At 67.5% G+C, this 22,509-nt stretch carries 17 protein-coding genes; 7 read left to right on the top strand and 10 right to left on the bottom strand.

Annotation, left to right across the window (positions count from 1 at the left end):
* Nucleotides 1-13 precede the first annotated feature (13 nt).
* The 4 genes from AC1Q64_RS05240 to AC1Q64_RS05225 form a co-directional block, all read right to left on the bottom strand.
* Nucleotides 14-1,753 carry a FecR family protein gene (locus tag AC1Q64_RS05240; protein ID WP_492250705.1) on the bottom strand — a complete coding sequence of 580 codons (1,740 nt, stop codon included), beginning with the start codon at nucleotides 1,751-1,753 and terminating at the stop codon, nucleotides 14-16.
* A gap of 75 nt (nucleotides 1,754-1,828) precedes the next feature.
* Entirely contained in the window at nucleotides 1,829-2,527 is a 699-nt protein-coding gene (locus AC1Q64_RS05235) for a response regulator transcription factor (RefSeq protein WP_492250704.1), read from the bottom strand.
* Nucleotides 2,528-2,644: 117 nt separating this feature from the next.
* Entirely contained in the window at nucleotides 2,645-3,559 is a 915-nt protein-coding gene (locus tag AC1Q64_RS05230; protein WP_291437572.1) for a formylglycine-generating enzyme family protein, read from the bottom strand.
* Nucleotides 3,560-3,702: 143 nt separating this feature from the next.
* A complete protein-coding gene (locus tag AC1Q64_RS05225; protein WP_492250703.1) occupies nucleotides 3,703-3,963 on the bottom strand; it encodes a hypothetical protein in 261 nt (86 codons plus the stop codon).
* Nucleotides 3,964-4,142: 179 nt separating this feature from the next.
* Between AC1Q64_RS05225 and AC1Q64_RS05220 the strand changes: the two genes are divergently transcribed.
* Together AC1Q64_RS05220 and AC1Q64_RS05215 are read left to right on the top strand one after the other, a co-directional pair.
* Nucleotides 4,143-6,137 (top strand): CHASE2 domain-containing protein, encoded by a 1,995-nt coding sequence (locus AC1Q64_RS05220; protein ID WP_492250702.1) that lies wholly within the window; start codon nucleotides 4,143-4,145, stop codon nucleotides 6,135-6,137.
* Between the two features lie 56 nt (nucleotides 6,138-6,193).
* Complete coding sequence (locus AC1Q64_RS05215; RefSeq protein ID WP_492250701.1) at nucleotides 6,194-9,607, top strand: FecR domain-containing protein; 3,414 nt, start codon at nucleotides 6,194-6,196, stop codon at nucleotides 9,605-9,607.
* Between the two features lie 200 nt (nucleotides 9,608-9,807).
* On the opposite strand, the gene AC1Q64_RS05210 is transcribed toward AC1Q64_RS05215, so the two are convergent.
* Entirely contained in the window at nucleotides 9,808-11,109 is a 1,302-nt protein-coding gene (locus AC1Q64_RS05210; RefSeq protein WP_492250700.1) for a tryptophan--tRNA ligase, read from the bottom strand.
* Nucleotides 11,110-11,172: 63 nt separating this feature from the next.
* On the bottom strand, nucleotides 11,173-11,841 hold the full coding sequence (locus tag AC1Q64_RS05205) for a site-2 protease family protein (protein ID WP_291437563.1): 669 nt from the start codon (nucleotides 11,839-11,841) through the stop codon (nucleotides 11,173-11,175).
* Nucleotides 11,842-12,078: 237 nt separating this feature from the next.
* Between AC1Q64_RS05205 and AC1Q64_RS05200 the strand changes: the two genes are divergently transcribed.
* Nucleotides 12,079-13,227 (top strand): methyl-accepting chemotaxis protein, encoded by a 1,149-nt coding sequence (locus AC1Q64_RS05200; protein ID WP_291437562.1) that lies wholly within the window; start codon nucleotides 12,079-12,081, stop codon nucleotides 13,225-13,227.
* 170 nt (nucleotides 13,228-13,397) lie between these two features.
* Here the strand turns inward: AC1Q64_RS05200 and AC1Q64_RS05195 are convergent, their stop codons facing one another.
* Together AC1Q64_RS05195 and AC1Q64_RS05190 are read right to left on the bottom strand one after the other, a co-directional pair.
* Nucleotides 13,398-14,033 carry an L-threonylcarbamoyladenylate synthase gene (locus AC1Q64_RS05195; RefSeq protein ID WP_056060901.1) on the bottom strand — a complete coding sequence of 212 codons (636 nt, stop codon included), beginning with the start codon at nucleotides 14,031-14,033 and terminating at the stop codon, nucleotides 13,398-13,400.
* Between the two features lie 110 nt (nucleotides 14,034-14,143).
* Nucleotides 14,144-15,001, bottom strand: a complete 858-nt coding sequence (locus AC1Q64_RS05190) for a 3',5'-nucleoside bisphosphate phosphatase (protein ID WP_492250699.1) — start codon at nucleotides 14,999-15,001, stop codon at nucleotides 14,144-14,146.
* 186 nt (nucleotides 15,002-15,187) lie between these two features.
* On the opposite strand from AC1Q64_RS05190, the gene AC1Q64_RS05185 reads away from it, so the two are divergent.
* Nucleotides 15,188-16,936: a methyl-accepting chemotaxis protein gene (locus AC1Q64_RS05185; protein WP_492250698.1), complete on the top strand. Its 1,749-nt coding sequence runs from the start codon at nucleotides 15,188-15,190 to the stop codon at nucleotides 16,934-16,936.
* Between the two features lie 134 nt (nucleotides 16,937-17,070).
* Nucleotides 17,071-17,526, top strand: a complete 456-nt coding sequence (locus tag AC1Q64_RS05180) for a tautomerase family protein (protein WP_492250697.1) — start codon at nucleotides 17,071-17,073, stop codon at nucleotides 17,524-17,526.
* Between the two features lie 52 nt (nucleotides 17,527-17,578).
* Here AC1Q64_RS05180 and recJ read toward each other — a convergent pair whose 3' ends face one another.
* Both recJ and AC1Q64_RS05170 read right to left on the bottom strand, forming a co-directional pair.
* Nucleotides 17,579-19,303, bottom strand: a complete 1,725-nt coding sequence (gene recJ / locus AC1Q64_RS05175) for a single-stranded-DNA-specific exonuclease RecJ (protein ID WP_492250696.1) — start codon at nucleotides 19,301-19,303, stop codon at nucleotides 17,579-17,581.
* Nucleotides 19,300-20,262 (bottom strand): phosphoglycerate mutase, encoded by a 963-nt coding sequence (locus tag AC1Q64_RS05170; protein WP_492250695.1) that lies wholly within the window; start codon nucleotides 20,260-20,262, stop codon nucleotides 19,300-19,302. The genes recJ and AC1Q64_RS05170 overlap by 4 nt, the downstream gene beginning before the upstream one ends.
* 72 nt (nucleotides 20,263-20,334) lie before the next feature.
* Here AC1Q64_RS05170 and AC1Q64_RS05165 point away from each other — a divergent pair, with 72 nt between their 5' ends.
* Together AC1Q64_RS05165 and lolD are read left to right on the top strand one after the other, a co-directional pair.
* The gene (locus AC1Q64_RS05165; RefSeq protein ID WP_492250694.1) at nucleotides 20,335-21,588 is read left to right on the top strand and encodes a lipoprotein-releasing ABC transporter permease subunit; all 1,254 of its coding nucleotides are present in this window, start codon (nucleotides 20,335-20,337) and stop codon (nucleotides 21,586-21,588) included.
* Nucleotides 21,581-22,282 (top strand): lipoprotein-releasing ABC transporter ATP-binding protein LolD, encoded by a 702-nt coding sequence (gene lolD / locus AC1Q64_RS05160; RefSeq protein ID WP_492250693.1) that lies wholly within the window; start codon nucleotides 21,581-21,583, stop codon nucleotides 22,280-22,282. The genes AC1Q64_RS05165 and lolD overlap by 8 nt, the downstream gene beginning before the upstream one ends.
* Nucleotides 22,283-22,509 lie beyond the last annotated feature (227 nt).

The following is a 22,509-nucleotide window of genomic DNA, read 5'->3' as shown; positions in this document are numbered from 1 at the left end:
CTCCAAGCCCCGCTCAAGGACGCCCCACGGGCGTGCCGCTGCTGGTGGACACCGGCAAACCTGCGCCGGTGCGGATGCCTGTGCCCACGCGGATCTTGCGCGGTGGAGAGAAATCGCTCTCGAGCCCGCTGGCATCCAGCACCTTGATGCGTACCAGGTACTCCCCTGCGGGCAAGTTGCTGGCCGTCCAGGTGGGGGCGTCGAGCACGGTGTCCTCTCCAACCTTGGCAAAGTCCAGATCGGTGGCCTCGGTACGTTGCAGCCGGAAGCGCTGGCCGGCCTGGGCGGGCCAGTGCAGGCGCACGGTAGGGTCGCCGTCCTCGGCCTGCAGCGCCTGCAGTGACAGAGCGGTGGGCCGGTCGGCCACGGTGAAAGGTTGTGGCGGCGCAAACGGCCCCTGGTCTGCCTGTCCATCGGGCAGCGCCAGCAGGCTGGCAATGCGCCAGAAGTAGCTGCCTGCAGGCAAGGCGCCCAGGGGCAGTCGGCATTCGGCCAGGCGCTGTTCATCGCGCAATGGCTGGGTGAACTGGGCGTCGGCCGACACCTGCACGCGGTACCAGCGTACGCCGGGGACTTCCGTGCAGCGCAGCTCGGCCGCGCCGCTGGGCACAACCGCACCGGGCGCAGGATGCTGGTACAGCGGCGCCACCGGGCGGGTCTTGACGATGAATGGTTGCACGGCGGGCAGGCCCGCAATGCCTGCATCGTCCAGCGCCCGCACGGCCAGGTAATAGCGGCCGTCGTCCAGTGCCTTCCAGCGCAGGCGGCCGTCGGAGAAGCTGCCATGGCGCAGCACCTGTGTGAATTCCGGGTCCTGCGCCACCTGTGCCACATACCGGGTGGCGCCAGAGGCCATTGGCAGGTCGATGGCAAGCAGGCCCGCATCGCCCAGTGTGGCGGGCATGCCGGAGGTATCGGGGGCGGGCAGCAAAGGGCGGGGGGCGCCCACCGTGCCATCAGTGGCCACCGCCAGGCCCTGCCCCGGAGCGAGCAGCGCAGTCGGCGCCTTCAGTGCGGCGCCTGGCTCGCTGTCGGTGTCGCGCCGCGATTGCACCGCGACCGAGCCGTGTTCTACCGACGCCGTGGTCTGACCCGACTCGGCCAGGGCCACGCTGAACTGGGTGCCCCGCACGCTGGTCACCGCCAGCGGTGTGCGGATCTCCATGCGGCGCAGGGGCTCGGTACTGGGCGGCACGGTCGATTCCACACCGCCCTTGTGCATCTCCAACACCGACTGCACACTGCCTGCGCGCCCCCGCCGCCGCAACTGGCGCAGCTGAAGCTCGGACTGCGCCTGCACCCGCACCACGGTGCCGTCGGCCAGTTGCACTGCCACGAATGATTCTGGACCCACCTTCAGCTCCGTGCCTTCCTCCAGCTTGCTGCCGGTTGCAATCGGGGCGGCCGTGCCGCCCCGTGCCTGCGCCGTGACCTCGCCCTGCACAAACTGCACGGTGGCCGATTCGCTGGGCTGCAGCCGCACGGGGATGAAGATCAACGAGCCTGGTTGCAGACGCTTGGGGTCGGCCACCTTGTTGCGTGCCTGCAGCAAAGGCCACTGGCGCGGGTTGGCCAGGTAGCTGCGGGCAAGCCCTTCCAAGGTGTCACCTTCCTTCACGGAGTGGGCAATTTCATCGCCTTGCCGGGGTGTTGAAGGGGCAGCGACCGGCTGCGCTGAGACGGCCGTGGTTGCTGCCAGGCACAACAAGGCTGCAGCACTGGAGGGCATGCGAAACGGCAGGGGGGTGATCAAGTCATGTCTCCTTCATGGGGCACGGAACGGGCAGGCTTGCTAGTGGCAGAACCCGCCAGATTCTGTCGCGGCCCTTCAGCTTTTGTGCTGGGCTTCGACGGCTTCAAAACGGTAGCCCACGCCATATACCGCCGTCACGATGAAACCGTTGGCGGGGCGCAGATCGAGCAGGGTGCGCAGGCGCGAGATGTGGGTGTCCAGCGAGCGCGACATCACATCGGCCACCTGGCCCCAGACGACTTCCTTGAGGTGGTCGCGCGACAGCAGCCGACCCATGTTCTGGAACAGGAACAGGGCGAGGTCGTATTCGCGGTTCTTCAGCTCCACCGCCACCCCGTCCATTTCGATGGACCGGGTCTCCGGCAGGAAGCGGTAGCGGCCGAAATCCATCACGCCGCCGGTGTTTTCAGGGTAGGCACGGCGCAGCAGGGCGGCCACGCGGGCATTGAGTTCGCCGATGCGCACGGGTTTGACCATGAAGTCGTCAGCCCCACTGCCCAGGCCTTCAACGATGTCGCGCTCTTCCTGGCGGTGGGTCACGAACAGGATGGGCACGCGGGCAGCCACGTTCTGGCGTACCCAGCGCACTACCTCGGGTCCGGTGGTGTCAGGCAGGTGCCAGTCCACGATCAGCAGATCAAAGGTTTCGCGGCGCAGCGTGCGCATCAGCTCCGCACCGGTCAGGTGGGTGTGGCACACATGGCCCATCGCCTCCGCGGCCTGCTTGATCAGATCCAGCTGAAGCGCATCGTCGTCCAAAGCGGCTATGCGCATGGTTCTCCCCATCCAAAATCGAACTGCGGATTATTGGCGATAACTACCACGGCGCGGGGTCGCGCAGCGCGGGTTGAGAGGGGTTTTGACATTTATTAACCCTTCTGTGCGCAGCTGTCAGTGCGCGGGTGACGCCGCCGCGATCTCGCGCACCAGCCGTATGCCGACCAGCGTGTAACGGGTCTGTGGACTGTTCCAGTTGCGATAGCCGCAGCGTGCATAAAACGACCAGGTGTGCCACGAGCCACCCCGGCGCACGCGCACGCTGCCCTCTGCCGGTCCGGTCGGATCGGTGCGTGGGGACTGGGCGTAGTAGGTGTCGCCGTGCCAGTCGCTCACCCATTCCCAGGCGTTGCCCAGCATGTCTTGCAGCCCGAACGCGTTGGGGGCGTAGCGGCCTACCGGCGCGGTAAAGGCGTGTCCGTCGTTGCTCGCCAGTGCATGCTGGCGCCAGCCTGGCCACAGTGGGGCTGCTGCCTGGTCAAAGGTGTTGGCGGTGGTGGCCAGCTCCTGGGGGTCATCGCCGTGAGGGTACAAGCTGCGGCTGCCTGCGCGGCAGGCGTATTCCCATTCGGCCTCGGTGGGCAGGCGGTATGGGTGGCCTTCGGTGCGGCTGAGCCATTGAGCCAGCGCCTGGGCATCGTTCCAGGTGACGTTGACCACGGGATGGTCCGGGCCCTGCGCAAAGCCGGGGTTGCGCCACGAATAGCGTGGGTCCCTGCCCTCGAAGGCATCGCCGCGCCGCGTGGTGGTGGGGTCGTAGGAGGGGTTGTAGCCATAGCCGCCTGTGCCATCAGCCTCGGATTCGGGCTGGTAGCCAGACGCTTCGACAAAACGCTGGAACTGCCCCACCGTGACCTCATGCTGGCCCAGGTAGAACGCGCGGGTGATGTGTACCTCATGGGCAGGGGACTCGTCCGCCAGGTCGGTGAAGCGCTTGCGCTCCAGCAGCGGAAAGGTTTTCTCCAGCGTCTCGACGGGCGGCACACCGCCCATCCAGAAGGTTCCCGCAGGCACACGGACAAAGGCCATGCCCAGGCTGTTGACCCAGGGTGATGCAGTCGTCGCAGTGCCTTTCGAAGGTAGCTGGTGCTGGCAACCCGCCAGCAGCACCGCCAGTACCAGGAGGCCCCCACAACCCACAGAATCTTGGGGCGCGGGGTGGGTGCGTGGCCTCAAGGCTTGTCCTGCAGCTCGCTCACGCACTCGAACACCAGGCGCGAGCCGTCGTTGCGCAGCAGCTTGGGGTGCAGTGCCATGCGCTGGCATTCGCGGGTGGCAGCAGCATAGGCCTGGGAGGTATCAGGCCCATACACCGGCACGCTGAAGGTGCGGTCGCGGCCCGAGGCCATGGGGCCCGATGGGCCGTAGGGGTTGGTTGCATTGCAGCCCGCCAGCAAGGCCAGCACGGACACGGAGGCACACAGCAGTTTCATAAAAGTCTCCCAAGCCGATCAAAAGGCCAGTTTACGCACATGCCCGGTGGCTGCCCATAGGTGTTGTGCGGGGCGTCCGTGGCGTGGGGCATGCGTGTAAGCCCCCACTGTGCATGCGCAGGCACAGCCACTACAGTGGGCGCTGCATGCACGGCTGCATGCAGCGGTGGAGGGGCGGGATGGCAAGTAAGCGAGCACCGGTCACACAAGACGCCTGGCGGCCCTGGGCGTTGCGGGTACTGCTCGCGCTGGGCTTGCTGGCGCTGCTGCCCGCCTTGCCAGTGTGGACGCCGCTGCAACGGCTGGAGCATGACCTGCTGGCCAGCTGGACCGCTGCGCCGCCGCCCGATGTGGGCGTCCTGGTGGTCGGGCTGGACGAACCCAGTCTGGCGGCGCTGAACCTGAACCCGCCCCTGCCGCGCCGCCTGCACGCGCAACTGGTCCAGGCCTTGTCTGCGGCAGGCGCTTCGGCGCTGGGCATCGACATGCTGTTTGCCGCACCACAGTCCTCTGAGGACGATGCCGCGCTTGCGGCGGCCCTGCAAGGGCGCATGCCAGTGGTGCTGGCGGCAGCCGATGTGGCGGTGAACACCTCGCAGGTAGCCCAGTACCGGCAGACCGTGCCCTCGGTCTTCCCCATGGCACGCCAGGGCATTGTGGCCGTGCAGCCAGACGATGACGGTGTGCTGCGCCTTGCGCCCACCCAGGGCGATAACCTGTGGAAGGAGCTGGCGCGCAGCGGCGGGCGCAGTTTTCAGCCCCCACCGCCGGGTGCACTGCTGCGCTACTACGCCCCAGAAGTCCCGCTGCCCTATGCCCACTACACCCAGGCGCTGGAGGCCGGCCAGGCGCTGCCGGCTGCGGCCGTTCAGGGGCGCCTGGTGCTGCTGGGACAGAACACGCCGGTGGATGGCGTGGATCAGTTCGCCACGCCCCTGCGTGCACTGGGCGCGGGCACGCAGTCCGGCGTGCTGGTGCATGCCACGGCCCTGGTCAACGGCTTGGCGGGGGACTGGGTGGTGCCCGCCCACCCGGCAGGCCCTTGGCTGCAGGCCATTCTGGCCGTGGGCTGTGTGGCCGCTTTGACCCGGCGCTGGCGCGGTGGGCGGGCGGTGCTGTTCAGCGCAGCATTGGCAGTGCTGGCCCTGCTGGGTGGGCTGTGGGCCTACCTGGCAGGGGTGTGGTGGACAGCGCTGCCCACGCTGGCGGGCGTGGCGCTGCATTTGAACGTGGGTGCAGCCGACAGCTACTGGCGCGAGCACCGCCGCCGCGAACAGCTGCGCGCGGACTTTGCCCGCTACGTGCCTGCCGCTGTGGTCGACGCCCTGGTGGCCGACGGTGCCCAGCCGCAACTGCATGGCGAGCGCCGTGTGCTGACGTTGCTGTTCTCTGACCTGGCAGGCTTCACCGCCGCCAGCGAGCACTTGCCGCCCGAGGCAGTGGCGCAGGCGCTGAATGCCTACTTCTCCCGCATGACCCACACGGTGCACCAGCACGGCGGCACGTTGGACAAGTTCATCGGCGATGCCGTCATGGCGTTCTGGAACGCGCCGGTGCCCGATGCCCTGCATGCCGACCGCGCTCTGGCGTGTGCGCTGGCCATGCAGGCCGACATGGTGGACCTGCGGGCCCAGTGGCAGGGCACACCCTTCGCGCAGGTGCACCTGCGCATTGGCCTGCACACCGGCGAGGCCGCTGTGGGCCACCTCGGATCGCATGAGCGGTTTACCTACACCGCCGTGGGCGATGCGGTGAACACGGCTGCGCGGCTGGAGGGTGCCAACAAGGCCTTTGGTACAGGCATTCTGCTGTCGGGCGCCACACACGATGCGCTGCAGGTGGGCAAAGCCCTGGACGTCCCGTTGATGTGGCTGGACACCGTGGTGCTTGCCGGGCGCAGCACCAGTGTGGACGTGTACACGCCGTGTGACGAACCCACGCTGGCATCCATCAGCCACACGCTGCACGGCCACTTGCAGGCAGCGCGCTGGGCGCAGGCACTACAGTGCTGTGCCGATCTCTGCGCCCAGGCGTGCGCGCAGGCACCACAGTGGCGGGAGCAGGCTCTGCGTCTGCAGGCCCGGGTGCAGGCACAGGCAGACAGTGCCCAGACGGGCGGCCCTGCGACCCATGCCGTACCCGGATTTACCGCGCAGGTGCTGGACAAAACCTGAGCACAAGAGACTTTGAACAGGCTCTACGGCGTACGACTCCCCCAAAGAGGCCCACCATGCCCACCCCTCAGCTTTCGTCCCCATCGCGCCTGGCGTGGCTTACGCCTGTAAGTGTGGCCTTGTCGGCGTGGAGCGCTACCGGCGCCAGCGCGCAATGTGCCGGTGTGCCCCTGGCGCCTGAGGCGGTGGCGGCGCAGATCGTGGCGCTCAGCGGTCAAGGTGAAACCCGAGCACCTGGAACCGGGCCCTGGGGGCCTGCCACCCTGGCCCAGCAACTGGGCGCGGGGGCAGACATGCGCACACTGGCGTTGTCATCCGCCGCATTGCTGCTGGTAGACCGCACGCAGATCCGCATGTCGGCCAATGCGCAATTGAGGCTGTGCGAGGCCCAGCCAGCGCGCACCCTGCTGGAACTGGCCGCGGGCCGGCTGTGGGCACGCACCAAGAAGGCCCCGGCCAATCTGCAACTGCAAACGCCTGCAGCGCTGGCCGTGGTGCGGGGTACCGACTGGGACGTGGAGGTGGACGGAGCGGGGCGGACCACGCTCACCGTGCTGTCCGGCGCTGTGGAGTTGCGCAACGACCTGGGCAGCGTGCAACTGGGGCCCGCCGAGCAGGGCGTGGCCGAGCCCGGCCAGGCGCCCGTCAAGCGGCTGCTGGTCAACCCCCGCGAGCGGGTGCAGTGGGTGGCCGCCTACCCAGGCGACCTGGCGCGGTGGGCCGAGTTCCAGCCTGTGCATATTGCACCCGCCTTGGCTGCGGTGCGCACCGCGTTGCAAGCCGGGCAGTGGGCGCAGGCGCGTGCGCTGTTGCTGACGCTGTCTGCGCCGGATGACGGCGTGACGGTGGCGGAGCTTGCCTTGGCGGACCTGGAGGTGCTGGACGGCCAGCCCGACGCTGCGCAGCAGCGCCTGGCCCTGGCCTGGCAGCGCACGCGAGACCCTCGCACCGCTGCAGGCCGCGCCGACCTGCTGATGGCACTGGACCGCCTGCCAGAAGCGCGCACCTGGCTGGACACCACGCGGGCCGCGTCGCCCGGCTTTGCGCCATTACTGCAGGCAGACGCCGACTGGCACCGGCTGCAAGGGCAGGGTGATGCCGCCCTGGCCTTGTACCGGCAGGCGTTGACCCACGCGGAGGGCGATGCACAGCGGGCTGCCGCCCTGGCAGGGCTGGGCCGCGCATTGCAAGAGCGTGGAGACCTGCGCGCGGCCCGCAGTGCCCTGGCCCAGGCCGTGGCCCTGGCGCCAGACCAAGCGGCCTACTGGGGCGAAGCCGCCACGGCGGCCATCGAAGCCCTGCGCTTGGCCGATGCGCGCACCGATCTCGACGCCGCCCTGGCCCGGTCGGGCGACGACTACGTGGCCCTGGCTGCTGCCGGACTGCTGGCCCTGCGGCAGGGCGATGCCGAGACCGCCCGCACCGCGCTGCTCAAGGCTCTGGTGATCGAGCCGCGATACGCCCGCGCACAGGTGTGGCTGGCGGTGGCCGAATACACGCTGGGCGAGCGCGCCCCAGCGCTGGACGCGCTGGACCGTGCACGCCTGGCCGACGCGCGTGACCCGCTGCCCTGGCAGGTGGAGGCCATGCTGCGCAACGACAGCGGTGAACCCGTGGCGGCCATGGCCGCAGCGCGCGAGGCACTCACGCGGCTGCCCTACCTGAAGTCGCTCAACCCGCTGGCCTCGGACAGCCAGGGCTCGGCCAACCTGGGCAAGGCACTGGGCGACTTTGGCATGGAGCACTGGGCGCGGGCCTACGCCAGTGCGTCGTACTACCCGCTGTGGGCAGGCAGCCACTTCTTTCTGGCCGACCGGTACGAGAGCGACTTCAGCCGCCGCTCCGAGCTATTTCAGGGTTACCTCACCGACCCCACCGTGTTTGGCGCCAGCGACAAGCGCGCGCCGCTCCTGCTGTCTGCAGGCAGTGAATGGTCGATGGGCGCAAGTGCTGAACGCAACCCGCTGCGCCACAACGCCACGGCCGATGTGGGCTACCGCGGTTTTGCCGCCAGCAGCGTGCCCGTGGCCTGGCTGGTGCGGGCCAACGACGTGCAGATGTGGCCCCGCGAAGGCCCCGCCCTCACGCAGTACCGTCTGTCGTCGCCCGCAGCGGATCTAGCGCTGGGTGTGCGGCCCAACGAGAGCCTGTCGCTGTTTGCGCTGCATGGCGATACCACCTTGCGCTACCGCTTTCCGCAGGGCCTGGACTTTGGCAACGGCATCGCCTTCACCGGCGGCGCCGAGACGCGCACGCGCCGCACCGACCTGGGCGCCGCGTGGCGATGGTCGGCCGACAGCCAGACCTGGTTCAAGGTGCACAGCGGGCGCCAGACCTCCGGCTTGGTGCTGGACGATGCGCGCTGGGGCCCCCAGGACTACCGCTATGCCAGTGACGAGCAGGGCCTGTTCCTGCGCCACACCATGCTCTGGGGCGTGCACCGCCTGAGCATGGGCTGGGAGCGCGTGGACCGGGACACCGTCAGCGCGATCTCCGACCCCGGCATCACCACGCCGCGCACCAACACCGAGCGCTACCACATGCCCTGGGTGGCGGGCGAATGGCGCAGCGGTGCCTGGACCTGGATGGCCGAGGCGTACTGGCCCCGGTTCACCACCCGGCAGCGCGACCGTTATGCCGACACGGCGACGGGACAAGACCTGCTGCCCGTGCAGGACGACGGCGCGGTGCACCGCCACCGGCTGCTGCCGCGCCTGGGCGCCAGCCTGCGCCTGGGCCCGGGCCGCGCCCTGCACTGGGCCTGGCAGGAGAGCGTGCGAGCGCCCGGCACGCATACCCTGTCGCCCGTCGCCACGGGCGCTATTGCCGTGGACAACCAGTACCTGCTGGCGGGCAGCTACGTCCGCAAGCACGCGGTGCAACTGGACTGGGAGGCCAGCTCCACCACCTTCTGGGGCGCCAGCCTGTCGGGGCAGCGCATCAGCAATCTGGTGGCCGCCAACGGTCGCCTGTTTGCACAGAACACGGGGGCGCTGTTCGACAACGTGGCCACCATCGCCCCCGTGGTGCTCAATGCCCAGACCACGCTCAACACCTATGAGGAAACGCCCGTCTTCGGGCAGGGGCAGCTGGCGCAGGCCACGGTGTCCGTCAACCATTTGCTGGGTCCGCGCTGGAGCGTGCTGGGCAGCTACATCCACACCACATCGCGCAACACCGGGGCGGGTCTGGAGGGGCGTTGGCTGCCCGGCCTTGCCCGCCACGTGGTGCTGGGCCAGACCACATGGCGCCATGAGGCGCGCAGCTTTTCGTTGCTGCGCCTGACATGGCGTGGCATGCGCTACCGTGACGAGGCCAACACCGTGCAACGCGCCCCGGGCTGGAGCCTCGCCCTGGCCCATGGATGGGAGTCGCAGGACCGGCGCTGGAGCTTTACCGGCACGGTGCAGACCGGGCTGCGCACCGGGGAGCGGCCCACGCTGTGGGCCCTGGTGCGGTACCGGGACTAAAGGGGCACCCAGTGTGCAGAGGGGCCTTTACCGGGTGATGGAAGGGTGTTTGAGGCCTTTTTGGCCGGTAGCGCTAGTGCGATATGCCCAGATAGCTATCAAAAATGTAGCGCCTAGGCGTTGAAAGGCGTACAAAAAAAGCCCGCAGCCTTGCGGCTCGGGCTGTGTGTCTTGCACGCGGCGCTCGGTGGCGCGCCGGCTTATGCTGTGGCGGCCTCGGCCAGCGCCTGCAGGGCGGCCGTCACTTCGGCAGCTTCCACGCCGTCCACGGGCGCCAAACGCGGGGCCAGGGTCTGCAGGGCTGCGCTGTCCTTCTGCAATTGGGCAATCGCCTGGCCGGCCTCCTTGGGAGCGTCAAAGCCCGTGCTCTGCAGCAGCAGGCGGCCGTCGGCCGCCACGAGCTTGAAGTAGAACTTGCCGTCGGCCTCGCGGTACTGCTTGAAAGCGGGCAGTGCGGCCTTGGCGGCCTTGGCCGGTTTGGCGGCTGTGCTGGCTTGCACCAGGCTGCGCAGGCCCACGGCGCTGCGCAGTTCGCGGATGAACGGCGTGGCCAGCGCGCGGGCGCGCTCGGCACCGGCCAGCAGGGTCTGTTCGATGCGCGCAGGGTTGTGGATGAGTTCTTCGTACTGCGCGCGCATGGGGGCGATCACCTGGTCCACGCGCTCCAGCAGCAGGTGCTTGGCGTCGCCCCAGGCAATGCCGTCGGCATAGGCCTTGCGCAGGGCCTCGGTCTCTTCGGGCGTGGCAAAGGCCTGGTAGATCTGGAACAGAGCCGAACCCTCGACCTCCTTGGCCTCGCCGGGCGCGCGCGAGTCGGTAAGGATGCCGCCGATGAGCTTCTGCAGCTGGGCACGCGAGCTGAACAGCGGGATGGTGTTGTCGTAGCTCTTGCTCATCTTGCGGCCGTCCAGCCCGGGCAGTGTGGCCACGTGGTCGTCGATGGCCGCCTCGGGCAGCACAAAGTGCTCGCCGTACAGGTGGTTGAAGCTGGCCGCCATGTCGCGGGCCATCTCGATGTGCTGGATCTGGTCGCGGCCCACCGGCACCTTGTGGGCCTTGAACATCAGAATGTCCGCGCCCATCAGCACCGGGTACATGAACAGGCCTGCGGTCACGCCGTCGTCCTGCTCGCGCCCGGCGGCGGTGTTCTTGTCCACGCTGGCCTTGTAGGCGTGGGCACGGTTCAGCACGCCCTTGCCGGTCACGCAGGTCAGCAGCCAGGTCAGCTCCGGGATCTCGGGGATGTCGGACTGGCGGTAGAACGTGACCTTCTCGGGGTTGAGCCCTGCGGCCAGCCAGCTGGCCGCGATCTCCAGCGTGGAGCGCTGGATGCGCACCGGGTCTTCGCACTTGATAAGCGCGTGGTAGTCGGCCAGAAAGTAAAAGCTCTGCACGCCGGGCGTGAGGCTGGCCGCCACCGACGGGCGGATGGAGCCGACGAAGTTGCCCAGGTGGGGGGTGCCGGTGGTGGTGATGCCGGTGAGAAAACGGGTGGTGCTCATGGGAAACAAAAACTCAGCAGATCAAATGAACAGGAAGTGGCGGGCTCACAGGCTGTGCTGCGCTCAGCGCAGCAAGGCCGTCAGCGGGGTGAGCAGCAGGTTGATGGCGGTGTAGCCCACGGCCATCAGGGGGCGCAGCCACAGCGTGCCCACCACCCCGGCGATCACCAGGCCCATCACGATAAAAAAGCCCCAGGGCTCGACGCGCGACACCATATGGGCCTGTTTCCAGGGCAGCAGGCCCACCAGAATGCGCCCGCCATCAAGCGGCGGCAGCGGAAACAGGTTGAAGGCCCACATCACCAGGTTGACCATGACCCCGGCGCGTGCCATTTCCAGGAAGAAGCGCTCCTCGATCCCCGTTCCCACCAGCACCACGAGCAGCACGGCCCAGGCGATGGCCTGGATGAAGTTGGACGCGGGCCCCGCCAGGGCCACCCACACCATGTGCTTCTTGGGGTTGCGCAGATTGCCGAAGTTGACCGGCACCGGCTTGGCGTAGCCAAACAGGAATGCGCCCGAGGTTGCAAAGTACAGCAGCAGCGGCATCAGGATGGTGCCGACCGGGTCGATGTGCTTGAACGGGTTGAGCGTGATGCGCCCCATCATGTACGCGGTGTTGTCGCCAAAGTGGCGCGCCGCGTAGCCATGGGCCGCCTCGTGCACGGTGATGGCAAACAGCACCGGCAGGGCGTAGATCAGAACGGTTTGGATGAGATTGGAGGTGTCCACGCCGGGATTGTCTCAGACGCTCCACTGTCCCCGGCGTTGCCAGGGTGACGCAGCGTGTGTGCGCATACGCTGTGCCCGTGTGCTGTTGTGGGTTGTACGTATGCCGATAGGCCTCCATGCGGGGGTGTTCGTTGCTAGCATCAGCCTTCTTGCCTGCGGCCCGTGCCATTTGGCGCGCAGCGCTGCGCGGCGGTCCCTCCCACAACGACATACAACAGGCCAGGAGACATTGAAGCCATGTGGAACAACTTGAAGATCGGAACGCGCCTGTTGCTGGCGTTTGGCGGCCTCGCACTCGTCGTGCTGCTGCTGATGGTGATGGCGCTGTCCGGCATCGGCGGTGCCGAGCAGGCGCTGCAGGGTGCCACGCCCCCGGCGCAGGCAGCGCTGGCGCAGTTGCAAAGTGCGCGCACCTGGGTCATCGGCTGCAGTGTGGTGGTGTTTGTGCTGGCTTTGGTGGCCACGCTCAGTCTGCGCGCCAGCATTGTGGCGCCGCTCAACCAGGCCATCCTGATTGCGGAAACCGTGGCCTCGGGCGACCTGAGCCAGGAGTTCAGTTCCGACCTGCAGGGCGACTTTGGACGCCTGCTGGGCGCACTGGGAACCATGGAGGACACGCTGACCGACCTGGTTTCCCGCATCAAGCAAAGCACCGATTCCATCACCGCCTCTGCGGCAGACATTGGCCACGGCAATACCGATCTGTCGCGCCGTGCGGAAGATCAGGTGTCGTCCCTGACCGAGACGGCGGCCAGCATGGAGCAGCTGACAGCCACCGTGCGCCAGAACGCCGAACGCGCCCATTCGGCCAGCGGCCTGGCCGTGCAGGCGTCGGCGATTGCCGAGCAAGGTGGCTCGGTGGTGGGCGAAGTGGTGCAGACCATGCAGGCCATCAGTGGCAGCTCGCGCAAGATCGTGGACATCATCCAGGTGATCGAGGGCATTGCCTTTCAGACCAATATCCTGGCGCTCAACGCAGCTGTAGAGGCCGCGCGTGCCGGCGAGCAGGGCCGTGGCTTTGCGGTGGTGGCCAGCGAGGTGCGCAACCTGGCCCAGCGCAGCGCGGTGGCAGCGCGCGAGATCAAGGCGCTGATCAGCGCGTCGGTCGAACAGGTCGAAAGCGGTGCCGGCCAGGTGGGCAAGGCGGGCAAAACCATGGAAGAGATTGTCGGTGCCGTGGGGCAGGTCAGCGCGCTGCTGGGCGAAATCTCCACCGCCCTGCGCGAGCAGAGCGAGGCCATCAGCCATGTCAACGTGGCGGTGTCGCACATGGACGGCAGCACGCAAGAGACGGCCTCGCTGGTGCAGCATGCGGTGACCACGGCGTCGGCGTTGTCGGCGCAGGCCCGGGACCTGGAGCAGGCTGTCGGGGCGTTCAAGCTATAACCCCCTGAGCCGCTGCGCGGCTTCCCCCAAGGGGGCGCCACCGGGGGCCTGGCAAAGCCAGTTCCACGGTGGCGCTGGTTTTGGGCAGCGCCAGTTTTGGCCCTGCTACACAACAGACGGTTCAGCAGGCCCTGGGGCGGGTTTGCACAGCGCGAGGTGCCGAAGCCGGCTTACAAGCCCAGCGCCTGCAGGCTGCCCCGGCCTTCGCGCACCACCACGGGGTCGCCGCCCGTGCCCATGGGGGTCAGGTCCACCACGGTGGTGGGCTCCAGCGGGCAGGCACCTGCGTCCACGATGGCATCCACCAGTTTTTCGTAGCGTTCGCGGATCTCCTGCGGGTCATTCAGGGGCTCGGTTTCGCCCGCAGGTATCAGCGTCGTGGCCAGCAGCGGGGCACCGTGCAGCTCCAGCAACAACTGCAGGCCCTTGCGGTCGGGCACACGCAGGCCAATGGTCTTGCGCGAGGGATGGCTCACCCGGCGGGGCACTTCCTTGGTGGCTTCGAGGATGAAGGTGTAAGGGCCTGGCGTACCCAGCTTGAGCAAGCGGTACTGGCGGTTGTCCACCCGTGCGTAGTTGGCCAGCTCCGACAGGTCACGGCACAGCAGTGTGAGGTGGTGCTTTTCATCCACCTGGCGGATGCGGCGCAGGCGGTCCACCGCGTCCTTGTCGTCCAGGTGGCAGACCAGCGCGTAGCTCGAGTCCGTGGGCACGGCCACGATGCCGCCTTTTTGCAGCAGCAACGCGGCTTGCTTGAGCAGCCGGGGCTGCGGGTTGTCGGGGTGGGCTTCGAAATACTGGGCCATAGGAGCAAGTTCTCAATGATGCAGTGAGCAGCGCTCCAGAGCACGGCAAAGCGGGGCATCCTTCACAGGGCGGTTGCCGGCTGCTGGCGCGCTCGATGCGGCGCGTGGGGTCATCGCAAAATTCGGTCGGACAGCAGTTCCCACACGGGGGTCAAAGCGCCGGGCAGCAAGGGCAGCGTACCCAGGTCGGTGTGGGACTCGTCCGGGCTGTGGAAGTCGCTGCCGCGCGAGGCGGCCAGACCAAACTCCTGCGCCATGGCCGCGTAGGTCACGTATTCGGCGGCGCTATGGCTGCCGGTGACCACTTCTACCGCGCGCCCGCCATGCTGTTTGAACTCGGAGAACAGCGCAAATTCTTCGTTGGCGCTGAATTTGTATCGCGCCGGGTGGGCGATCACCGCCATACCCCCGGCTTCGGTGATCCAGCGCACGGCGTCGCCCAGACTGGCCCAGCGGTGCGGCACATAGCCGGGCTTGCCCTCGGTCAGGTATCTTCGAAACACCTCGGAGGTGTCCTTGCACACGCCGGTTTCCACCAGAAAGCGCGCGAAATGGGTGCGGGAGATGAGCGCCGGGTTGCCCACAAACTGCAGCGCGCCTTCGTAGGCGCCCTTGATGCCGACTTGGGCCAGTTGGGCCGCCATGTCGTGCGCCCGTTCGCCGCGCCCGCCGCGTGTGGCGGCCAGGCCCTGGGCCAGCTGGGCGTCGTCGGGGTCAAAGCCCAGGCCCACGATGTGGACGGTGGTGTCGGCAAAGGTCACCGAAATCTCGGTGCCGGTGAGGTAGGCCATGCCCTGGGCCCGGGCGGCAGCGGCCGCACGGTTCTGGCCTCCGATCTCGTCGTGGTCGGTCAACGCCCACAACTCCACTCCGTTGGCCTTGGCCCGCGCGGCCAGGTCTTCGGGCGTGAGGGTTCCGTCGGAGACGACGGAATGGCAGTGCAGGTCGGCGTTGAGTATGGAGGTCACCGATTCATTTTAGGGCTTGTACTGATAACACGCCCCAAGGAATCCAATAACACTGGTTACACCCGCACTGTGCCTCGCTGGCGGGTGTTCAGCCGGGGTGGACGCCGGTTGCGGGGTGGTGGTTTTCCTCGGGCAAGAAACAACAACGCGGAACCTTGGAGTTTTCGCAGAGCATCAGGAGTAACCATGAAATTCAATGACCTGCGCGTCGCCCACAAGATGTGGAGCGTGATTCTTGGGCTGCTGGCGCTGATGCTGGTGGCCGCTGTCTGGACACAGATGTATGGGCGGCAAGTGACCGCCGCAACTGAAGATGCGGTCAACAAATACGAGTCTGCCATCACCACGGCGGTCAGCTGGCGCGGCTTGGCGGAAGTGGCCGTCACCATGTCGATGGCAGGGTTTGTTACCACCGACCAGGCACTCAAGGCAGATTTCGATACCCGGGTGGCCGCGCTCACCGCGCGCATCACCCCGGTACAGGAAAAAATCAACAAGGCGGCGGTGTCCCCCGAGGACAAGGCTGCATTGGCTGCAGTGGCCGCCGCGCGTGCCGATGTTCGCGGTCAGACAGACAAGCTCAAGGAACTGACCGACGCGGGAGACGCTGCCGCCAAGCAGGCCTATGTGGAGAAAGTCTACCGTCCCAAGGTGGTGGCTTACCTGGAGTCGATTGACAAGTTCGTGGCCGTGCAAGAACGCCAGCGTGACGAAGCAATGCAGGCCGCGCGCGCCACGCGCGGCAACCTCGCGTTGATCGGAGCCGTCGCAGCCATCGCGGTGGTAGCCTTGGGCATGCTGCTGGCGGCGTTGCTGGTGCGCTCCATCACGCTTCCGCTCGATCGAGCAGTTGTGTTGGCTGAAGCCATCTCGGCCGGAGACCTCACGCAGGACATTCACGATGACCGCAAGGATGAGTTGGGCGTGCTCACCAGGTCCCTCTCGGCCATGTCAGCACGGCTGCGTGGTGTGGTGAGTGAAGTGCGCCAGGGGGTGGACTCGGTATCGTCGGCGTCGGTAGAGATTGCCAACGGCAACCACGACCTGTCGGCGCGCACAGAGCAGACGGCCTCGAACCTGGAAGAGACGGCGGCCAGCATGGAACAGCTCACGGCCACCGTGAGCCAGTCGGCCGACACGGCCCGCCAGGCCAACCAGCTGGCCGGCACGGCGGCCCAGGCGGCAGCGCGGGGCGGCGAAGTGGTGGGCCAGGTGGTCACCAGCATGCAGCAGATCACCGACAGCAGCAAAAAGATCAGCGACATCATCGGCACCATCGACGGCATTGCCTTCCAGACCAACATCCTGGCGCTGAACGCAGCGGTGGAGGCGGCCCGTGCAGGCGAGCAAGGCCGTGGGTTTGCGGTGGTGGCCAGCGAAGTGCGCAGCCTGGCGCAGCGCAGCGCCGAAGCGGCCAAAGAGATCAAGACCCTGATCAGCGCCAGCGTGGAAAACGTGGAATCGGGCTCGGCCCAGGTGGCGCAGGCCGGGCAAAGCATGCAAGAGATCGTTGCCAGCGTACAGCGCGTGAGCGACCTCATCGGCGAGATCACGGCCTCCTCGACAGAACAGCGCGACGGCATCGCGCAGGTCAACCAGGCCGTCACACACCTGGATCAGATGACACAACAGAACGCGGCGCTGGTGGAGGAATCGACTGCTGCAGCCGCCTCGATGCGCGACCAGGCCCAGCACTTGGCGCAGGTGGTGTCTGTGTTCAACGTGGGTGCGGTGGCCACCCGGGCGCCGGCAGCGGCACCCGCACCACGGCCTGCCGTGGCCAAGGCAACGGCCAGCGCGCCCCGTGTGGCGTCCGCTGCCGCCCCAAAGGCCCCTGCGCCCGCCCCGGCGCGCCTGCCTCCGGCCAAGGCATTGGCCCCAGTACCCGCTCCCAAGGCGGCGCAGGGTGGCGATGACGATTGGGAAAGCTTCTAAATCGATAGCGGCCAGCGCGCGACTATCAAGCGCTGGCGGCTATTTGGGTGATCGGCCAGTAGGCCGGTTGCACAACAAGGCAGCTTTGGCTGCCTTTTGTTTTTTGTTTGGGTGCATTCAGAACGAACTCTCCGATGCCCTTGGTCAACATCCGCCTTGCGCGCCGCGACCTACCCACTACCGCAGTCCAGAAAGCCGCCTGGATTGCGGGCGTGACCCAGCTCATGCAGCAGGTGCTGGACAAGCGGCCGGAAAGCGTCACCGTCATCCTCGACGAGGTGGATCTGCAGAACCTGTTTGAGGCATTTTCGGGGATCGCATTGGAGTGCAATCGGGATGAGTGGATGCTTCGGGTGCGCCGCATGGGCTCATGCCCATGCAAGCAGCCGGGGCATTCAATCGCCCGATTTCACTCCAACCCTTCGGGCAAGTGCCTTGCCGGGCGGTCTGCGGCGTTGCGGCGCTTGCCAATAGCACGGGCTATTGGCTGCGCACCGCGCCTTGCATCCCATCCCGGCAAGGTACTTGTGCGACCCCGAAAATACCTCAAACAGGTTCTCGTAATTGGGGGCAAGGCGGCGAGCCAGTGACCGTGATCCGCCAGCGAAGCAGGGGGCCGACGCAGGCTTGAGCTGCGGCGCGCTAAACCTGCGCGCCCTCCACCAGAAACTGCACCTTGCGCTCGCCCTTCCACTCATTCACATCCAGGCGGAAGGCCAGCAGCACCCGCGCGGGCAGCTGCTCGGTGTGGCCGAACCAGATCGCGTCCACGGGGCTGCCCTGGTGGATGAGCTTGAGCGAGAGGTGGTTCTTGGCCTCGCCCACCAAGCGCTGGCTCACGATCTGCACTTCTTCGCTGAAGGTGGGGGGCGCAAAGCCCTGGCCCCAGACCTCGCGGTGCAGCGTGTCCACGATGTCGGCGCGGCAGTATTCCGGGGCCAGCGGGCCGTCGGTCTCGATACGGCGGGTGAGTGTGGCGGCGTCCAGCCATTCCTGCGCCACCTGGGCAAACGCCTGCTCGAACACGTCGAACGATTCCTCGGCCACGGTGCAGCCCGCTGCCATGGCGTGGCCGCCGAACTTGAGGATCACGCCCGGGTGGCGCTTGGCCACCAGGTCCAGCGCGTCGCGCAGATGAAAGCCGGGGATGGAGCGGCCCGAGCCCTTGAGCTCATGCTCCTTGCCCGGTGCGCTGCTGGCGGCAAACACAAAAGTGGGGCGGTGCAGCTTGTCCTTGATCCGGCTGGCCACGATGCCCACCACGCCTTCGTGGAAGTCGGGGTCGAACACGCTGATGGCCGGGGGCGGCTCTTCGCTCTCGTCAAACAGGCTCTCGGCCATGAGCATGGCCTGGTCGCGCATGCCGCCCTCGATCTCGCGGCGCTCGCGGTTGATGCCGTCCAGCGTGGCGGCCAGCTCGGCCGCGCGGCCCGCGTCGTCGGTCAGCAGGCATTCGATGCCCAGCGTCATGTCGGCCAGGCGGCCTGCAGCGTTGATGCGCGGGCCTAAAGCAAAGCCAAAGTCAAAGGTGGTGGCCACGGGCGCCTTGCGGCCTGCGACGTGGAACAGGGCGGCAATGCCCGCTGGCATCTGCCCCGCGCGGATGCGCTTCAAGCCCTGGGCGACCAGGCGGCGGTTGTTGGCGTCGAGCTTGACCACGTCGGCCACGGTGCCCAGGGCCACCAGGGTGAGCAAGGGGTCGAGCTTGGGCTGGGTGGCGGCGTCAAACACGCCACGAGCACGCAGCTCGGCGCGCAGGGCCAGCAGCACATAAAACATCACGCCCACCCCGGCCATGGACTTGCTTTCGAACGGGCAGCCGGGCTGGTTGGGGTTGACGATGGCGTCCGCCGCCGGCAGTTCGGGGCCCGGCAGGTGGTGGTCGGTCACCAGCACCTGCAGGCCCAGTGCCTTGGCTTCGGCCACGCCGTCCACGCTGGCGATGCCGTTGTCCACGGTGATGAGCATGTCGGCACCCCGCTCGGCCACGCGGCGGGCGATCGAGGCGGTGAGGCCGTAGCCATCGGTCACGCGGTCGGGCACCAGGTAGTCCACGTTCTGGGCGCCCAGCAGCCGCAGGCCGCGCACACCCACGGCGCAGGCGGTGGCGCCGTCGCAGTCGTAGTCGGCCACGATGATGAGCCGTTGGTTCTGCGCCATGGCATCGGCCAGCAGGCGGGCTGCGGCGTCAATGCCCTTCAAGCCCTGGTCGCCACTGGGCGGCAGCAGGCGGCCCAGGCCATCGTCCAGTTCGTCCTTGGCCCGCACACCGCGCGCGGCATACAGGCGCGCCAGCAGCGGGTGCACGCCGGCTTGCTCCAGCGCCCAGGCGGCGCGGGGTGGAATGTCTCTTGCTATTATTTTCATAGCTGCACCAGCATATTCGACCAGCGCATGGGGCGAAAAAGACCTTGAATCCGCTGTGCAAGGCTGCGTGGAGCGGTGTAGAAGCCCAGCGCATTGCGCTCTCCGCACAGGGTCAGCTGCACGGCGGTGCCGCTTTCGGCCAGGCGCAGAAGGTCGGCCACGGGGCCTGCGTCCAGCGCTGCCCAGGCGCTGGCCCAGGTGCCCCAGTCGTCGTGCAAGGCGGCGTCCCGCAAGGTGGTGGGCATGTGGGGCAGTTGGAGGGATGGGGTGGCGGGCGGTGGATCGGACAGTGCGCCCGTGCCATGCACCCAGAACGAGTTGACGACGGGCAGCCCGCGCGCGGAGCGCTCGTCGTTGAAGGCGTGGGTGTACAGCAGCATCTGCATCTCGCTGTGCAGGCGGTGCAGGGTGCGGGCTTGTTTCACATCGGGCATCCAGGCGCGCACGTCGCGCAGCAGCACGCGCTCCAGCGATGCGGTGGCCAGGTCGGCCAACAGCGGGCCACTGGCCAGCCAGCGGGTGGGCTGGTCGTAGTGCAGGGCGATGCCGTCCTCGGCAAACCAGGGCGCCACGATGGCCAGCAGCGCGCGGGACGCGGCTTCGTCCAGGCCCAGCTGTTCGGGGTCGCGCAGGGTGACGTGGTCGGTGCTGACCTGCCACTGGCAGGGCGTGACGAAGGCCCAGGCCTCGCCGTGGGTCGTCAGGCCCTGCTGTTGGCGGTGCCAGGCGGCCCAGGGGATGCGGCCGTCCTGCGCGGGCAGGCCCAGGGCGCGGGCCAGGGCGCGTTCATGGGGGGCGGAGAAGCTGGTTTCTTCGCCGCTGTCGCTCTGGGCGGGATAGGGGCTGAGCCGGGCCAGCAGCCGGTCCAGGTGGGGCAGGGCCAGGCCCTGTTGGGCTTGCTGGCATCCCTGTGAGGCGCTGGCGGCGTAGGGAACGAGCAAATGGGTGGTGTCCGACATGGGCGTATTGTCCGGGATGCCACAATCGGCCCCGCCCAGCCAGACAACCTGGACTGGCTTATTCGGGTGACTATGCAAATTCCTTACGAACTGGCCCTGGGCTGGCGCTACACGCGCGCGGGCCGCGCCACGCGGCGCAATGGCTTCATCTCGTTCATCTCGGGCGTGTCCATGCTGGGCATTGCGCTGGGGGTGGCGGCGCTGATCATCGTGCTGTCGGTGATGAACGGCTTTCAAAAGGACGTGCGCGACCGCATGCTCAGCGTGGTCTCGCACATCGAGATCTTTGCGCCCCTGGGGGCCTCACTGCCCGACCCGGCGCTCACCCTGGCCGAGGCCAAGAAGAACCCGAACGTGATCGGGGCTGCACCTTTTGTCGCGGCACAGGCCCTGCTGGCGCGTGGCGAAGACATGAAGGGCGCGCTGGTGCGCGGCATCGACCCGGCCCTGGAAGGGGCGGTGACCGACCTGGCTGCCACCAACGAGAAAACGCTGAACCTGCTGGTGCCCGGCGAGTTCCGCGTGGTGCTGGGGGGCGAACTGGCCCGCGCCCTGGGCGTGCGCGTGGGCGACCCGGTGACGCTGATTGCGCCCGCTGGCCAGGTGACGCCGGCTGGCGTGGTGCCACGCCTCAAGCAGATGACGGTGGCGGGTACGTTTGACTCCGGCCACTACGAATACGACTCGGCCCTGGTGCTGCTGCACCATGAGGACGCGCAGCGCATCTTCCGCCTGGAAGGCCCCACGGGCGTGCGCCTCAAGCTCAAGGACCTGCACCAAGCGCGCGAGGTGGCGCAGGAGCTGGCCCGCAGCCTGAGCGGCCAGCTGCTGATCCGCGACTGGACACAACAAAACCGCACCTGGTTCGCTGCCGTGCAGCTGGAAAAACGCATGATGTTCATCATCCTGACGCTCATCGTGGCGGTGGCAGCGTTCAATCTGGTGTCCACCCTCGTGATGACGGTGACCGACAAGCGCGCCGACATCGCCATCCTGCGCACGCTGGGCGCCAGCCCCAAAAGCATCATGGGCATCTTTGTGGTGCAGGGCGCGATGGTGGGCGTGATTGGCACGCTGGTCGGCCTGCTGCTGGGCCTTGGCATCGCGTTCAACATCGACGTGATCGTGCCGGCCATCGAGCGTGCGCTGAATGCGAGCTTTTTGCCCAAGGACATCTACCTCATCAGCAAGATGCCCAGCGAGCCGCAGAGCAGCGACATCGTGCCCATTGCCGTCATCTCGCTGGTGCTGGCCTTTGTCGCCACCCTGTACCCCAGCTGGCGCGCCAGCCGTGTGAACCCTGCCGAGGCGCTGCGCTATGAGTAACCCCACCCCCCATACCAACCACCACCCGGTGGTGCTGGAAGCCAAGGGCCTGACCAAACGCTTTTCCGAAGGCCGTCTGGATGTGACCGTGCTCAAGGGTGTGGACCTGCAGATCCATGCAGGCGAAACGCTGGCGATCGTGGGCGCCTCGGGCTCGGGCAAGAGCACCTTGCTGCACCTGCTGGGCGGGCTGGATGCGCCCACGGCGGGCACGGTGCGCCTCAAGGGCGAGGAGATGTCGTCGCTGTCGGCCGAGCGCCAGGGGCAGCTGCGCAATCAGTACCTGGGTTTTATCTACCAGTTCCATCACCTGCTGCCCGAGTTCAGCGCACTGGACAACGTGGCCATGCCGCTGCGTATCCGCCGCCTGCCGTTGGCGCAGTGCCATGCCGAGGCGGAGCGGGTGCTGACATCGGTCGGTTTGAAGGAGCGGTTGATGCACCGGCCGGCCGAGCTGTCTGGCGGGGAACGCCAGAGGGTGGCGATTGCGCGGGCCTTGGTGACGCGGCCTGCATGCGTGCTGGCCGACGAGCCTACGGGCAATCTGGACCGGAGTACGGCTGATGGGGTGTTCGACCTGATGCTGCAGTTGGCGCGGGACCAGGGCACGGCGTTTGTCATGGTGACGCACGATGAGTCGCTGGCGGCGCGGTGTGACCGGGTGGTGAGGCTGGTGTCTGGGGTTTTGGGGTGATTTTGGCTGGATGCGCTAGTGGAATATGCGCTAGCAGCTATGCTTTTTGAAGCGCTCTACCTCCGCGCAAAGGGCCGTGTGCCTGGTTAACGGCATGCCTTGATGGAGGGCGGAGGCCGGGAGTCGCCCCGGCGGCCGAGGTACTTTTCATTGCTTCGCCAAAGAAAAGTACCCAAAAGAAAGGCGACCCCCAGTCTGCGACCCCTTCGCTGTGCGAAGGGGCAAAC

The sequence above is a fragment of the Acidovorax sp. GW835-FHT14G06 genome (genome assembly GCF_058793595.1).
Note: the sequence above shows the minus strand (reverse complement) of the source record. Positions and strands in the feature narration are given on the sequence as shown.